Source organism: Cryobacterium frigoriphilum (genome assembly GCF_004403305.1).
GTDB classification, from domain to species: domain Bacteria; phylum Actinomycetota; class Actinomycetes; order Actinomycetales; family Microbacteriaceae; genus Cryobacterium; species Cryobacterium frigoriphilum.
In genome coordinates this window covers 60,896-74,605 of sequence record NZ_SOHE01000056.1, presented here as the reverse complement: position 1 = coordinate 74,605, position 13,710 = coordinate 60,896, and the positions used below count along the sequence as shown (strand labels likewise).

Genomic DNA, 13,710 nt, shown 5'->3' with positions numbered 1-13,710 from the left:
ACGTCGGTACACGGATGCGTCCCACGGGGACACAGGCCTGATCGGCTCACGGCCGGCCGGGACAGACCCGGCCGGCCAGTGGTGCTCGTGCTGGTGCTGGTGCTGGTGCTGGTGCTACTTGGCGAGTTTGGCGGCATCCTTCGCGGCCTTGATCTGCGCGCGCAGTCGGGACACCTCGTAGAGCGTGACGCCAACGGCTATTCCGGCGTTGAGCGACTCGGTCGAGGCACTGATCGGAATGGAGACGATCGCGTCGCAGGTCTCGGTCACGAGGCGCGACAGGCCCTTGCCCTCGCTGCCGACGACGATCACGATGGGGCGCTCGGCGAAGCCCTGACCGAGCTCGGGAAGCTGCACGTCGCCGCCGCCGTCGAGGCCGAGCACGAACACGCCCTGCTCCTTGAGCGATTTGAGCGTCTGGGTCAGGTTGCTCGCCATCGCGACGGGGGTGCGGGCCGCGGCGCCGGCCGAGGTCTTCCACGCCGACGCCGTCACGCCGACGGAGCGGCGCTGCGGAACGATGATGCCGTGGCCGCCGAAGGCCGCGGTCGAGCGGATGATGGCGCCCAGGTTGCGCGGGTCGGTGATGCCGTCGAGGGCCACGAACAGCGGCTTGTGGCCGCGGCTGATGGTCAGTTCGAGCAGCTCCATCGGGTGCGCGTACTCGTAGGCCGGAACCTTGAGCGCGAGGCCCTGGTGCACGGCGTCGCGACCGGCGAGGCGGTCGAGCTCGGGGCGCATGACCTCGAGAATCGGGATGTTGCGGCTGGTCGCCATGAGCAGCACCTCTTTGACACGCTCATCCATTTCGATGCGGGCGGCGATGTAGAGGGTGTTCGCGGGGATCTTGGCACGCAGCGCCTCGACGACCGAGTTGCGGCCGGTGACGATTTCGTGCTCGTCGATCTGCTTGGCGCGACGAGTGGATGCGCCGCCGCCACCGGTGTTGCCGGTGCCGCGCTGGGCACCCTGGCTGGCGCCGCGGGTGCCGCCGCGAGACGCGTTGCCCTTGTAGCCTCTGGACGGTGCGGCGCCGCGGCTGCCGCCGTCGCCTGAACCCTCGGAGTTGCCGTACGAGCCGCCGCCCGCGCCGCCGCCGGAGCGGGTGCCGCCGGCCGCGGTGAAGCGTTCGGCGGCGGCCTTCCGCTTGCCGGCCGGGTGGTAGGGGCGGTCCTCCGCCTTCGGCGTGGGCTTGTGGCCTTCGAGAGCCTGGCGTCCCTGGCCGCCGGAGCCGACCTGGCCGCCGCGGCTGCCCTTGCGCACGGACCCGGTGCGTGCCTTGCGGTCTGTGTTCTTCATTAGTCAAAACTCCAATGCGCACCCGAGGGGGTGTCTTCGATAGTAATTCCGGCGGCGACGAGTTCGTCCCGGATTCGGTCTGCTGCCTGAAAATTGCGCCCCTGACGGGCGGTATCGCGGTCCTGGAGCAGTCGCTCCACGAGCGCGGTGAGTGCGATCATCGCGGGCTGATCGGTGGCGACCGCCCAGCCCGGCGCCAGTGGGTTGATGCCGAGCACCTCGCTCATCGCGAGCACCGCCCCGCGAGCGGATGCGGCCTCGCGCCAGTCCTCGGAATCGAGCGCGGCGTTGCCGGCCCGCACCGTGTCGTGCAGCACTCCCAGAGCCTGCGGCACGGCGAGGTCGTCGTCCATCGCCTCGGCGAAGTCGTCGGGAACGCGTTCCGCTCCGGAGCCGGCGAAGCGGGTGTCGGCCAGGCGCCGGTCGGCCCGGTCGAGAAAGCTCTCGATGCGTTCGAGCGCGGCCTCTGCCTCGACGAGGGAACCGTCGTGGTAGTCGATCGTGGAGCGATAGTGGGCCGCGCCGAGGTAGTAGCGCACGACGATCGCGCGGGCCTGGTCGAGCAGTTCGGCGGCGAACACCGAGTTGCCCAGCGACTTGCTCATCTTCTGCCCGTTGACGTTGACGAGGCCGTTGTGCACCCAGTAGCGGGCGAAACCGTCGCCGGCCGCCGTGGATTGGGCTAGTTCGTTCTCGTGGTGGGGAAAGCGCAGGTCGAGGCCGCCGCCGTGAATGTCGAATTCGGCGCCGAGGTACCGGGCCGACATGGCCGAGCACTCGATGTGCCAGCCCGGGCGGCCGGCGCCCCACGGGGATTGCCAGGCGGCCGAGACCGGTTCGCTCGGTTTGTGGCCCTTCCAGAGGGCGAAGTCGTGGGGGTCGCGTTTGCCGCGCGGGTCGGCATCCGTGGCCTGTTCCATGTTGTCCAGGCCCTGGCGGGTGAGCTCGCCGTAGGCGGGCCAGCTGCGGGTGTCGAAGTACACGTCGCTCGACCCGTCGGCGGCCGGGTAGGCGTGGCCGCGCTCGATGAGGCGCGCGATGATGTCCTGCATCTGCTGGATGCTCGCGGTGGCTCGGGGTTCGTAGGTGGGCGGCAGAATGCCGAGGCGCTGGTAGCCCGAGGTGAATTCAAGCTCGAAACGGTAGGCGAGAGCCCACCACTGCTCGGTTGACCCGCTCTCGCTGTCACCGCCGGCGGCGCTGTCGTTGCCGGCGGCGTTGTCGTTGCCGGCGGCGTTGGCGAGGATTTTGTCGTCAATGTCGGTGACATTGCGCACGAAGGTGACGTCGTTGCCGCGGTAGTTGAGCCAGCGGCGCAGCTGGTCGTAGACCAGCGCGCTGCGCAGGTGTCCGATGTGCGGGCTCGACTGCACGGTGGGACCGCAGACGTAGATACCGACCTTGCCCGGGATGAGGGGGATGAAGTCGCGAAGCGCCTGGGCCTTCGAATCGTAGAGTCGCATAGTCACAGGCCCAAGTTTAGGTCGTCGGCCGCGCGGGGCACGGAGAGCGCGGGGCCGCGCGGCACGAGCACCGCGCTCGCGAGGGCGGCGATGCCCTCACCGCGCCCGGTGAAGCCGAGGGCATCCGTCGTCGTCGCCGACACGGTGACGGGGGCTTTGAGGAGGCCGCTCAGCAGGTTCTGTGCTTCGGCCCGGCGGGGGCTGAGCTTGGGTCGGTTGCCGATGATCTGCACCGACACGTTGCCGACGCGAAAGCCGGCCGCGTGCACCAGGGCGAGGGTTTCGGTGAGGAAAACGTCGCCGTGCGCGTCGACGAGGCGGGGGTCGGCGGTTCCGAAGATGCTGCCGATATCGCCGAGGCCGGCGGCGGCGAGCAGCGCGTCGCAGATCGCGTGCACGGCCGCGTCGCCGTCGCTGTGGCCGGAGAGGCCGCGCTCCCCCGGCCAGTGCAGGCCGGCGAGCCAGAGCGGTGAGGCATCGTCGAAGGCGTGCACGTCGAGGCCGGTGCCGATGCGTGGGGTGGTGTCGGCGGCCGGTGCCGGTTCGCCAGCGGCGGCCAGCAGGTGTTCGGCGCGGTTGAGGTCGGCTCTGGTCGTGATTTTGAAGGCGAGCGGATGCCCGTCGATGACGCGCACAGGGTGGCCGGCGGCGGCGACGATGGCCGCGTCATCCGTCATCTCGGGCGATGCCGCGGCGACGGCGGCGGTCAGCACGTGACGCGGAAACCCCTGCGGTGTCTGCACGGCAGCGAGTTCGGAGCGGTCGACGGTGCCGAGCACCGTGCCGAGGCGCGCCCCCGGAACGGCATCGGCGACAGCGACAGCGACAGCAACGCGCTTGATGGTGTCGCTCACGGCGAGGCCCGGAATGATTCCGTGGCCGGTCGTGCGCACCGCGTCGACGACGGCGTCGGCCAGCGCCGCGGGTGTGAGCGCCCGGGCGGCATCGTGCACGAGCACGATTTCGACGCTCGGGTGCAGTCGGGCCAGTCCACGCTGCACGGACTCCTGACGGCTGCTGCCGCCCACGACGATCTCGATGGCCGGTGCGGAAGCTCGGGCTGGGGCATCCGCTGCGCACTCGGCGCTGACCTGAGCGGCGATCAGCCGGGCCTGCGCCACGCGGTCTTCGGGCACGACGACGATGATCTGCGCGCTTTCACGCATGCCGGCGACGCCCTGCAGCGCGTGGGTCAGCATCGGGCGGCCCTGCAGCGGCACGAATGCCTTCGGCTGGCCCAGCGCGAGCCGGGTTCCGCTGCCGGCGGCGACCACAATGACCGCGACGAGCGGAGCGGATGAATCAGTCATGGCGGGAGGCTATCTGGTTGGAGTGACCGGGCTGGGGCGGGGCGAGCTGGGCGGAAGAACGGGCTGGGCATGCAAAAGGCGGCACCTTCCGGCGCCGCCTTCAGCGAAAACGGGAACGAAACGGGTCAGGACGCGAGAACCTCGTCGAGAACGGTTGAGGCCTTCTCTTCGTCGGTCTTCTCGGCGAGAGCCAACTCACTGATCAGAATCTGGCGGGCCTTGGCGAGCATGCGCTTCTCGCCGGCGGAGAGGCCGCGGTCTTGGTCGCGGCGCCAGAGGTCACGCACGACTTCGGACACCTTGATCACGTCGCCGGAAGCGAGCTTTTCGAGGTTGGCCTTGTACCGGCGGGACCAGTTCGTGGGCTCCTCGGTGAAGGGGGCCCGCAGCACTTCGAAGACCTTGTCGAGGCCGTCCTGGCCGATGACATCACGCACACCGACGAGGTCGACGTTCTCGGCCGGCACTTCAATGGTGAGGTCGCCCTGAGTGACATTGAGCTTCAGGTACAACTTCTCTTCACCCTTGATGATGCGGGTTTTCACCTCGGTGATGGTCGCAGCTCCGTGATGGGGATATACGACAGTTTCGCCAACCTCAAACAGCATGTATGGATATCCCTTCAGCGACGTCTAGGATACCACATCCGGAGATGGTAAGGTGCGCTCTCCACCATCCGTGCCGGCCGTGTCGGCGGTTGGCTCCGAGCTGCCGTGCGCCGCTAGGCTACAGTTAAATCAAATTCTGTCGCGCCCTCGCCACCCCGGTCGAACGCCGCACGGTTGTGGAGGTCTCTCTGTGTTGACTCGAGCTGTGTTGACTCGATCCGTGTTGACTCGATCCGTGAAGACGCGAATCGCGGCATCCGTTGTTCTCATGGCGGGCGTTGCCCTCGGCACCGCCGGGTGCGGCTTCACCGCCACCCAGGCCACGTCGATTGCCTACGACGCGAGCGACGGAATCAGCGGAACCGTCGGCGAACTCGAGCTACGCAACGCGCTTCTGCTCTCCGACGATGGAGAAACCGCCAACCTGCTGCTCTCGGTCGTCAACCTCAGCGACAAGGCCATCCAGCTGAACGTGCAGTACGAAGCGGATGGCGAGAAGGTCACCGCTCGCGAGACCATCGCCGCCCTGACCACCGTGACTCTCGGCTCGACTGATGAGCCCGAAATCGTGCTCGAAAACATCGACTCTCAGCCCGGTGCGCTCTTCCCCGTGTTCATGCAGTACGGCGATGAGACCGGCGTCGAACTGCTGCTGCCGGTGCTCGACGGCAGCCTCACCGAGTACTCGACGCTCGTGCCCGTTGAACCGAAGGCGACGCCCGCCACGACCGCGACGCCCGCTGCTACGCCGACGCCGACCGCCACGACCGCTCCGTAGCCCGCGCCCCGGCGAGGCCGCCTCGCCGGCTAGCCTGCCTCGCCGGCGAGCCCACCTCGCCTGCGGGGTCGACCCGCGGCATCCGCTGCCCGAGCGCACCGGCACGGGCGCGCACGAGTGGGCCCAAATAACCCCATGCGTCTCACGAGTGGGCCTGAATAGCCCCTTGGTCGCGCTCCAAGGGGCGTTATGCGCCCACTCACGGGACCGCGTTGCGCGCCAAGGGGCGTTATGCGCCCACTCGTGGGACCGCGCGCCGAGTCATACAGGCGCGGGCTCCCCGGGCGGGTCAGGCCTCGAAGCGGTAGCCGAGGCCGCGCACGGTGACGAGCATCGCGGGGTCTGACGGGGTGGCCTCGATGCGCGAGCGGATGCGCTTGATGTGCACGTCGAGCGTCTTGGTGTCGCCGAAGTAGTCCGTGCCCCAGACCCGGTCGATGAGCTGACCGCGGGTCAGCACCCGACCGGCATTGCGAAGCAGAAACTCGAGCAGTTCGAATTCCTTGAGCGGCATATTGACGAGCTCGCCCGACACGGCGACCGTGTGCCGTTCGATATCCATGCGCACGGTGCCGGCGCTCAGCACGTTCTCGTCGTCGCTGCCCTGATCGAGGCGTCGCCGCAGCACCGCACGGATGCGCGCGAGCAGCTCACGCGTGGAGTACGGCTTGGTGACGTAGTCGTCGGCGCCGAGCTCGAGGCCCACGACGATATCGACCTCGGAGTCCTTGGCCGTCAGCATGATGATCGGCACGGTTGACCGGCCGCGAATCTCCCGGCACACTTCGGTGCCCGGGATGCCCGGGAGCATCAGGTCGAGCAGCACGAGGTCGGTGCCGGCCCGGTCGAACTCCGCGATCGCGCTCGGACCGTCTTCGGCCACGGTGATCTCGTACCCCTCACGTTCGAGCAGAAAGCTCAGCGGTTCGCTGAGCGCACTCTCGTCTTCGACCAAAAGGATGCGTGTCACGGGGTTTCTCCTGTCGCCGCCGGAGCGGGTGGGGTGGCCTCTGGGAGGCGGATGGTAAAGGTGGAGCCGCTGCCGGACTGCGACCAGACGCGAATGTCGCCGCCGTGGTTCTGCACGACGTGCTTGACGATCGACAGGCCAAGGCCGGTGCCGCCGGTGTGCCGAGACCGCGACGAGTCGACCCGAAAGAAGCGCTCGAACACGCGGTCGAGGTCGGCCTCGGGAATGCCGACGCCCTGGTCGGTGACGGTGATCTCGACGATGCCCTGGTTGCGGCGCACGCCCACGCCGACGCGGGACCCTTCGCCGGAATAGTGCACGGCATTGGCCACGAGGTTGTGGATCGCCACGATGAGCAGCTGCTCATCGCCGTAGACCTGCGCCTTGGACTTCTTGCCGATCACGATGGTGATCTGTTCCATCTCCGCGACGACCCGGTTCTGGTCGACAGCGGCCGTCACGATGTCATCGATCGAGAGATACTCGGGTTCGGCGAGCACATCCTGCGCCTGCAGCCGGGACAGCTCGATGATCTCCTGCGTCAGGCGGCCGAGCCGGGCGGACTCCGTCGTCAACCGGGTGGCGAAGCGGCGAACCTGCACCGGTTCATCCGCCGCGTGGCTGAGCGCCTCAGCGAGCAGGCCGACGGCCGCGATCGGGGTCTTGAGTTCGTGACTGATGTTGGCGACGAAGTCACGGCGCACCTCATCGAGGCGGAAAGACTCGGTGCGGTCCTCGGCCAGCAGCAGCACGAATCGGGTGCCGAGCCGAGCGACGCGCACGCGAAACCGCATGCTGCCGTCGCCGAATGGCCCTCGAGACAGCACGATGTCCTCCGACAGGGTCTCGCCGGTGCGCCGCACGCGGCCGACGAGTTCGGTCAGTTGGGGGTGCACCAGCTGCTGGTTGACCACGAGCCCCATCGTGAGGGCGCCCGGTGAGGTCTTGATGACGTTGTTCGACGGGTCGAGCACCATACCGGCGCTCTCGAGGGCGTCGAGCACCTGATCGATGCCGTCGGGCACGATCGGTCGCACGACGTTGACCGCGCGACGGCCCTGGCGTTCGGCCATGTGCAGCAGCGTGACGAACCCGGCGCCGACGATCAGTCCGAGTGCCAATAGCAGCAGCACCAGCCACGTCGATTCCATTAGTCCAGATTACTGATCTTTCCGTGGGACTTACTGCAGCACCTGCTGCTGGGGCACACTACGGTTGATACTGTTCAGATTCCCGGCACCAACTGTTAACTTCCAGTCGGCAGAATTGGCCGGTAAGAAGCTTTAGTCGGCAGGATGTGATCTCGCCGACTCGTTCGGGCCCGCGGGTCTCACAGGCTCGCACGTCGTGCGCGCACAGGAAGGATTACACCCATGCGTGAAGTATTTCAGCAGGAGCTGGCGGAGGTTCAGCGTCGTCTCGCCGAGATCTCGGCTCTCGTCACCGTCTCGATCGAGAAGGCCACCCGGGCGTTCAACGAGTCCGATGTCGCCCTCGCCGAAGAGGCCATCACGGCAGACGAGCAGATCGACAAGCTGTCGATCGAGCTCGACGAACTCGCCATCACCATCCTCGCCCGCCAGCAGCCGGTCGCCCGCGACCTGCGCATCGTCGTCAGCGCGCTGCGTATCAGCGCCTCCCTCGAGCGGATGGGCGACCTCAGCACACACATCGCCCAGCTTGCTCGGTACCGTTTTCCCGACAAGGTGATTCCGAAGAACCTGCGCGGCACCTTCGCCGAGATGGGCGCACTCGACGTCGTCATCGCGACGATGCTGACCGAGATGCTCTCGACCCAGGACGTGAAGCTCGCCGACATCATCCGCAACGAGGACGACAAGGTCGACGCCCTGCACCTGAGCGTGTTCGATGCCGTGCTCGGCGCAACCTGGAAGGGCGAGGCGAGCGACACCGTCGACGCCACGCTCGCCAGCCGCTACCACGAGCGCTTCGCCGACCACGCCGTCTCGATCGCCAAAAAGGTGCAGTACCTGTACACCGGTGAATGGAAGCAAGAAGAAGTCGAAGCTCACACGCACTAGTTTCGCCCCGCACGACAAAATCCCCGTTCTCGTCGAGAACGGGGATTTTTGTGTGCGGCGGGATACTACTTGCTGGCGCCCTGGGCCGCGACGGCGGCAGCGCCGGCGGCGGCGGCCTCGGGGTCGAGGTACTCCCCCGGTGCGAGCGGCATGAAGTCGTCACCGAGCTTGTAGACCAGCGGGATACCGGTGGGGATGTTGAGGCCCGCGATGGCGTCATCGGAGATGCCATCGAGGTGCTTCACGAGCGCGCGCAGCGAGTTGCCGTGCGCGGTCACCAAAACGGTCTTACCGGCGCGGAGGTCGTCGGTGATGTCCGCGTGCCAGTACGGCAGCATCCGCTCGACGACGTCTTTGAGGCATTCGGTGCGGGGCACGGCGTCGCCGAGGCCGGCGTAGCGGGGGTCGGCGACCTGCGAGAACTCGGAGTCGTCGGCCAGAACGGGCGGCGGGGTGTCGTACGAGCGGCGCCAGAGCATGAACTGCTCCTGGCCGAACTTGGCCTGGGTGGCGGCCTTGTCGAGGCCCTGCAGGCCGCCGTAGTGACGCTCGTTGAGGCGCCAGGAACGCTTCACGTCGATCCACATGCGGTCGGCGCTTTCGAGGGCGAGGTTCGCGGTCTGAATCGCACGCGACAGCACACTGGTGTGCAGAACGTCGGGCAGCAGGCCCGCGTCCTTCAGCAGAACACCGGCGCGCTTGGCTTCGGTGACCCCCTGTTCGCTCAGGCGAACGTCCACCCAGCCGGTGAACAGGTTCTCCTGATTCCAAGTGCTTTGTCCGTGACGAAGAAGGATGAGTGTGTAGGGAGCAGCCATGCTCCCCACTCTAGCGGCGCCCTCTAACGGCCCGGCGCTCTCTAACGGCCCGGCGCTCTCTAACGGCGCAGGCCGAGGCGAGGCAGGCGCGGGATGTCGGCGACACTGCCCGCGGACTGCGGCACGATGACCTCCTGGCCGGCCGAAATCGACACGCCCTGCGACGTGACGTAGAGCGTGCTCGTCGCCGGCACCGTGCGCTTGATGACGGCGAGGGCGATCGGGCCGAGCTCGTAGTGGATCGCGCTCGAGGTGATCTGCCCGACCACGACCCGCTCGGCCTCACCCTCCGGCCGCAATTTGTCGGCCTGTACCGGGTCGCCGTGCACGGGCAGCACCCCCTCGGAGCCGTCGAGGTGCAGCATGACGAGTCGGCGCGGCGGATGCCCCAGGTTATGCACCTTCGCGACGGTCTCCTGCCCGCGGTAGCAGCCCTTGCTCAGGTGCACCGCGGTGCGCAGCCAGTCCAGCTCGTGCGGGAGGGTCTTGTCGTCGACCTCCATCGCTCGTCGGGGGCGCCACGCGGCGATGCGCAGAGCCTCGAGGGCCAGCAGACCGGCGGGCACGACAGGGGCTTCGTGGGCGAGGTTGCCCGCCGCGAGGTTGTCGCGCAGCGCCCCGAGCGTGGCGCGCGGCACGAGCAGCTCGGTGTAGTGCCAGCTCGCCCCTGGATGGGTCGCCGCTTCGGCATACTGGTAGCCGCCGGGAGTGACGCCGATCCACGGGTCGGTCCACACGAGCGGAACGCCGTTGGGGGCGGCCGGCGTGAGTCCCACCGCGACGGGCGCGCTCGCCATGGTGCCGATCGTGGCGTAGGCGAGCGTGTGGTCGACGACCTGCACCCGCAGCATGAAACGCATGCGGTCAAGCCAGGCGTGCAGGCCCGGCAGCTCGGCGGCTTCGACGAGAAGCCACGTTTCAACTCCGTCATCGACGACCCGCATGGCGTATTCGAGGTGCCCCGACGGGTCGAGCAGCAGCATCTCGGTCGCGACGCCGGGCGCGAGGGTGCGCACCTCCTGGCTCGCGATGGAGTTCAGCCAGGTCAGGCGATCGGGCCCGGACACGCTCAAGACGCCGCGCTGCGAGAGGTCGACGATGGCCGTGCCGGCGAGCAGCGAGCGCTGTTCGATCATGGGGTTGCCGTAGTGCGCGGCGACGCCGGCGTCGGCGCCCTGCGCCTGCACGGCGCCGTCGAGTTGCAGCAGCGGTGACACGGCGGCGCTGCCGCTGTTGTCGGTGGGGGTGACGGATGCCTCGGTCATGACGCTCGCTTCCGCCCGGTTGTCGCTGGCCCGGGCACCCCTCTATTCTGCCCCGCGCCACTGACAGTGGAGTGAGGGCGACCCACTCACTCGCGAAAAGTCGAGGGGGGTCGGGCGAATTATTCTGTGCGGGCGAGACGTCCGGAGGCGTGGGTGCGCAGGTCCTGACCGAGGGCGGCGATGTCCCAGGCCCAGAGCAGGTGGTTGTCGACGAGTCCGTAGAGCCGGGTGGCGGCCACATACGGCTTGGCACCGGCGGTGCGCAGCACGGCATCCGTCGCCAGGTCGATGCGGGGCCCCTTGACCTGGCCGAGGTAGAGCTCGACGACGCCGCCGGGGTGCACGAGCGACACCTCGATGTCGAAACCACCGTCGCGATTGCGCAGGGTTTCGACCGCAGCCGCCGACGTGAACGGGCGCTCGCCTCGGGCCGGCAGCATGCCGGGGCCCGGGTCACCGTCGCCCTGCGGGCGGCTCAGGCGCCAGTAGCCGGTCTCGGTGACGAGCGGGGTCTTGCCGTCGCTGTCGACCTCGGAGCCGAAGTCGGGCTGCTCGGCCGAGGCCGAAGCCGGCCGGGCGTCGAGGTCGACGGGTGCGACATCCGTCGCCGCGTCCCCGGCATCGGGCGCAGCGGGCTCTTCGGGCTCGAGCCAGGTGTAGGAGCTGTAGTTGAGGTGCGGCAGGCCGTCGTGGCTGAAGCTCAGACGGTGACCGAAGGTACGGCTGACCGACTTCTCGCCGATCTTGTACTCGAGTACACCGCTACCCTCCCAGACTCCGATGAGCCAGGACAGCGGGACCAGCTCACTCGGCAGGCCGACAGGCAGTTCACGCATCGTGCGTTACCGCTGCCCCCGGAAAAGTTTGACCACGACGAGGCCGGAAACCCAGGCGATCGACAGGCTGGCTAGTGCGAGGAGACCCAGGAAGAAGAGTTCAATTGCGAGCAGCGACATGTTTGGAGTCTAGTGGTGTCCCGGCGTCGCGGGGCGACGTGCGTGCGACGGGCGCTCGGCTACGCGACGAGGTCCAGAAGAGTGACGACGCCGGTGGCGACGGCGAGCACGACAACCGCCCCGGTCAGGCTCGAGGTGACCCGGCTGACGTAGCCGACCTTTTCACCGGTCGCGAGCTGCAGGCTGAGCGTCGCGAGGGTACAGCCGGCCATGGTCAGGCCGATCCAGGTGAGGTGTTCACCGGGTTCGGACAGCACCGCGGTCAGCACCGCGCCGATGACGGCCAGCAGCCAGACCGCCACGATCGATCGCTGCTGACTCCGCTGCTGACGTCTGCGCTGATTGCTCTGCTCGTTGCTCTGCTGCACCTTCACCCTTCTATTGTGCCTGCCGGGGGGTGAATTTTCGGCACGCTAGGATGACGTCAAGACGTTTGGAGGCCCCGTGGCGCAGCTCTTAGTCCTGACCTCGGCGGTCCACAGTGACGTACTCCCCGCCCTTGCACTGCTCTCACACAGCACGCGCTTCATTCCGGCACAGGCGGATCAGCTCATCAACGCGCCCGAATCCGACCTGATTCTGGTTGACGCCCGGATGAGCCTCGCCGCGGCAAAGTCGCTCTGCCAGATTCTGCGCACGACCGGCATCACGGTACCGTTGCTGCTCGTCATCACCGAGGGCGGCCTCGCCGCCGTCTCCCCCGACTGGGGTATCGATGACGTCGTCCTCGACACGGCAGGCCCGGCCGAAGTGGATGCCCGCATCCGCCTCGCCGTGGGCCGGGTGACCCAGACCTCGACGAGCAACACGATTCGGGCCGCCGGGGTCGTCATCGACGAGGCGAGCTACTCCGCCAAGGTGCACGGCAAACCCCTCGACCTCACCTACAAGGAGTTCGAGCTGCTGCGTTTTCTCGCCGCGCACCCCTCGCGGGTGTTCACGCGGGAACAGCTGCTGAGTGAGGTCTGGGGCTACGACTACTTCGGGGGCACCCGCACCGTCGACGTGCACGTTCGGCGCCTGCGCGCCAAGCTCGGCGACCAGGAATCGCTCATCGGCACCGTGCGCAACGTGGGGTACCGCTTCAACCTGCACGAAGAAAACGACGAACGGGTTCCCCACTCTGTTGCTTAGCCTCACCCCCCTCAGCTACACGGATGCCGCCTCCGCGGCCCGCGTGCACCACCTCGCCACCGCGGCGCAACACGTCGACGGTTATGCCCCACTCAACGAGCAGGCACTCTTCGACCTCGCGGCCGGCACCAGGGACGTGTGGATCGCCACCGCCGACGTTGACGGCGTTGCCCTGGACACCGCCCTCCTGGTACTCGGCGGCGGGCAACTCGATCTGGTGGTGCACCCCGACCACCGCCGCCAGGGCGTGGCAACGGCAATCCTGAGCCAGGTGCTCGACGGGCAGGGCTCGAACGGTGCCGAAGCCCAGAAGACCGAGGCCGTTACCGAGCCCGGTAAGGCCGAGCCTGTTAAGACCGAGCCCGGTAAGACCGCGCCCGTTAAGATCGAGCCCGTGAGCACGGCGTGGGCACACGGCGACCATCCGGGCGCGCGAGCGCTCGCGAATCGTTACCAATTCGAGGCCGCTCGTACCCTGCTGCAGATGCGCCTCCGGCTCGCGGCCGCCGCCCCCGCGTCGACACCCCAAAACGAGGTACAGCCCGGTGCGGCTCCCCGTGCGGCTCCCGGCGTGACCATCGGGGCGTTTCACCCGGGCTCCGACGACGCCGCTTGGGTCGAGCTCAACGCCCTCGTCTTCGCCGAGCACGCCGAGCAGGGAGCCCTCACCCTCACCGACCTCGCGGACCGGCAGCACGAGTCGTGGTTCGAGGCCGACGACTTTCTGATCATGCGGGATGATTCCGGCCGCATGATCGGCTACAACTGGCTCAAGATCGAGCAGGACCTCGGCGAAATCTACGTCATCGGCGTACATCCGCGAGCCGCCGGACAGGGCCTCGGCCGCACCCTGATGCAGGCCGGTCTGGCCCGCCTGCGCGAGCGCGGCTGCACGAACGCCGCGCTCTACGTCGAGGCCGACAGCCTCGGACCGGTGCACCTCTACCGGTCTCTGGGATTCACCGACTTCACGGTCGACGTTCAGTACCTTCGGAGCACCGACCGCCGCACGGGTTAGTGAGATGTTCACTCAGATCGGCTAACGAGAACGACGCACGGTGTAAGGA

The 13,710-nt window shown here is 68.0% G+C and carries 14 protein-coding genes; 4 read left to right on the top strand and 10 right to left on the bottom strand.

Annotation, left to right across the window (positions count from 1 at the left end):
* Positions 1-114: 114 nt before the first annotated feature.
* From rlmB to E3T55_RS13780, 4 genes are all read right to left on the bottom strand, one after another.
* Positions 115-1,299, bottom strand: a complete 1,185-nt coding sequence (gene rlmB, locus E3T55_RS13795) for a 23S rRNA (guanosine(2251)-2'-O)-methyltransferase RlmB (RefSeq protein ID WP_134520142.1) — start codon at positions 1,297-1,299, stop codon at positions 115-117.
* Positions 1,299-2,768, bottom strand: coding sequence for a cysteine--tRNA ligase (gene cysS / locus E3T55_RS13790; RefSeq protein ID WP_134520141.1), 1,470 nt, complete (start codon positions 2,766-2,768; stop codon positions 1,299-1,301). Before cysS ends, rlmB begins: the two co-directional genes overlap by 1 nt.
* Positions 2,765-4,072, bottom strand: a complete 1,308-nt coding sequence (gene ispD, locus E3T55_RS13785) for a 2-C-methyl-D-erythritol 4-phosphate cytidylyltransferase (protein ID WP_134520140.1) — start codon at positions 4,070-4,072, stop codon at positions 2,765-2,767. The genes cysS and ispD overlap by 4 nt, the downstream gene beginning before the upstream one ends.
* A gap of 125 nt (positions 4,073-4,197) precedes the next feature.
* Entirely contained in the window at positions 4,198-4,680 is a 483-nt protein-coding gene (locus E3T55_RS13780; protein ID WP_066597369.1) for a CarD family transcriptional regulator, read from the bottom strand.
* Between the two features lie 235 nt (positions 4,681-4,915).
* On the opposite strand from E3T55_RS13780, the gene E3T55_RS13775 reads away from it, so the two are divergent.
* Complete coding sequence (locus E3T55_RS13775) at positions 4,916-5,458, top strand: hypothetical protein (RefSeq protein WP_134520139.1); 543 nt, start codon at positions 4,916-4,918, stop codon at positions 5,456-5,458.
* Between the two features lie 289 nt (positions 5,459-5,747).
* Here E3T55_RS13775 and E3T55_RS13770 read toward each other — a convergent pair whose 3' ends face one another.
* Both E3T55_RS13770 and E3T55_RS13765 read right to left on the bottom strand, forming a co-directional pair.
* The gene (locus E3T55_RS13770; RefSeq protein WP_134520138.1) at positions 5,748-6,428 is read right to left on the bottom strand and encodes a response regulator transcription factor; all 681 of its coding nucleotides are present in this window, start codon (positions 6,426-6,428) and stop codon (positions 5,748-5,750) included.
* The gene (locus tag E3T55_RS13765; protein ID WP_134520137.1) at positions 6,425-7,579 is read right to left on the bottom strand and encodes a sensor histidine kinase; all 1,155 of its coding nucleotides are present in this window, start codon (positions 7,577-7,579) and stop codon (positions 6,425-6,427) included. Before E3T55_RS13765 ends, E3T55_RS13770 begins: the two co-directional genes overlap by 4 nt.
* Before the next feature lie 222 nt (positions 7,580-7,801).
* On the opposite strand from E3T55_RS13765, the gene phoU reads away from it, so the two are divergent.
* On the top strand, positions 7,802-8,470 hold the full coding sequence (phoU, locus tag E3T55_RS13760) for a phosphate signaling complex protein PhoU (RefSeq protein ID WP_134520136.1): 669 nt from the start codon (positions 7,802-7,804) through the stop codon (positions 8,468-8,470).
* 65 nt (positions 8,471-8,535) lie between these two features.
* On the opposite strand, the gene E3T55_RS13755 is transcribed toward phoU, so the two are convergent.
* From E3T55_RS13755 to E3T55_RS13740, 4 genes are all read right to left on the bottom strand, one after another.
* Positions 8,536-9,288 (bottom strand): phosphoglyceromutase, encoded by a 753-nt coding sequence (locus E3T55_RS13755; protein ID WP_134520135.1) that lies wholly within the window; start codon positions 9,286-9,288, stop codon positions 8,536-8,538.
* Between the two features lie 59 nt (positions 9,289-9,347).
* On the bottom strand, positions 9,348-10,553 hold the full coding sequence (gene ygfZ, locus E3T55_RS13750) for a CAF17-like 4Fe-4S cluster assembly/insertion protein YgfZ (protein ID WP_134520134.1): 1,206 nt from the start codon (positions 10,551-10,553) through the stop codon (positions 9,348-9,350).
* Between the two features lie 119 nt (positions 10,554-10,672).
* Positions 10,673-11,389, bottom strand: coding sequence for a heme-binding beta-barrel domain-containing protein (locus E3T55_RS13745; protein ID WP_134520133.1), 717 nt, complete (start codon positions 11,387-11,389; stop codon positions 10,673-10,675).
* A gap of 179 nt (positions 11,390-11,568) precedes the next feature.
* Entirely contained in the window at positions 11,569-11,883 is a 315-nt protein-coding gene (locus E3T55_RS13740) for a hypothetical protein (protein WP_134520132.1), read from the bottom strand.
* Positions 11,884-11,953: 70 nt separating this feature from the next.
* On the opposite strand from E3T55_RS13740, the gene E3T55_RS13735 reads away from it, so the two are divergent.
* Both E3T55_RS13735 and mshD read left to right on the top strand, forming a co-directional pair.
* A complete protein-coding gene (locus E3T55_RS13735; protein ID WP_134520131.1) occupies positions 11,954-12,643 on the top strand; it encodes a response regulator transcription factor in 690 nt (229 codons plus the stop codon).
* Entirely contained in the window at positions 12,636-13,661 is a 1,026-nt protein-coding gene (gene mshD, locus E3T55_RS13730; protein ID WP_166791793.1) for a mycothiol synthase, read from the top strand. Before E3T55_RS13735 ends, mshD begins: the two co-directional genes overlap by 8 nt.
* The last annotated feature ends 49 nt before the right edge of the window (positions 13,662-13,710 follow it).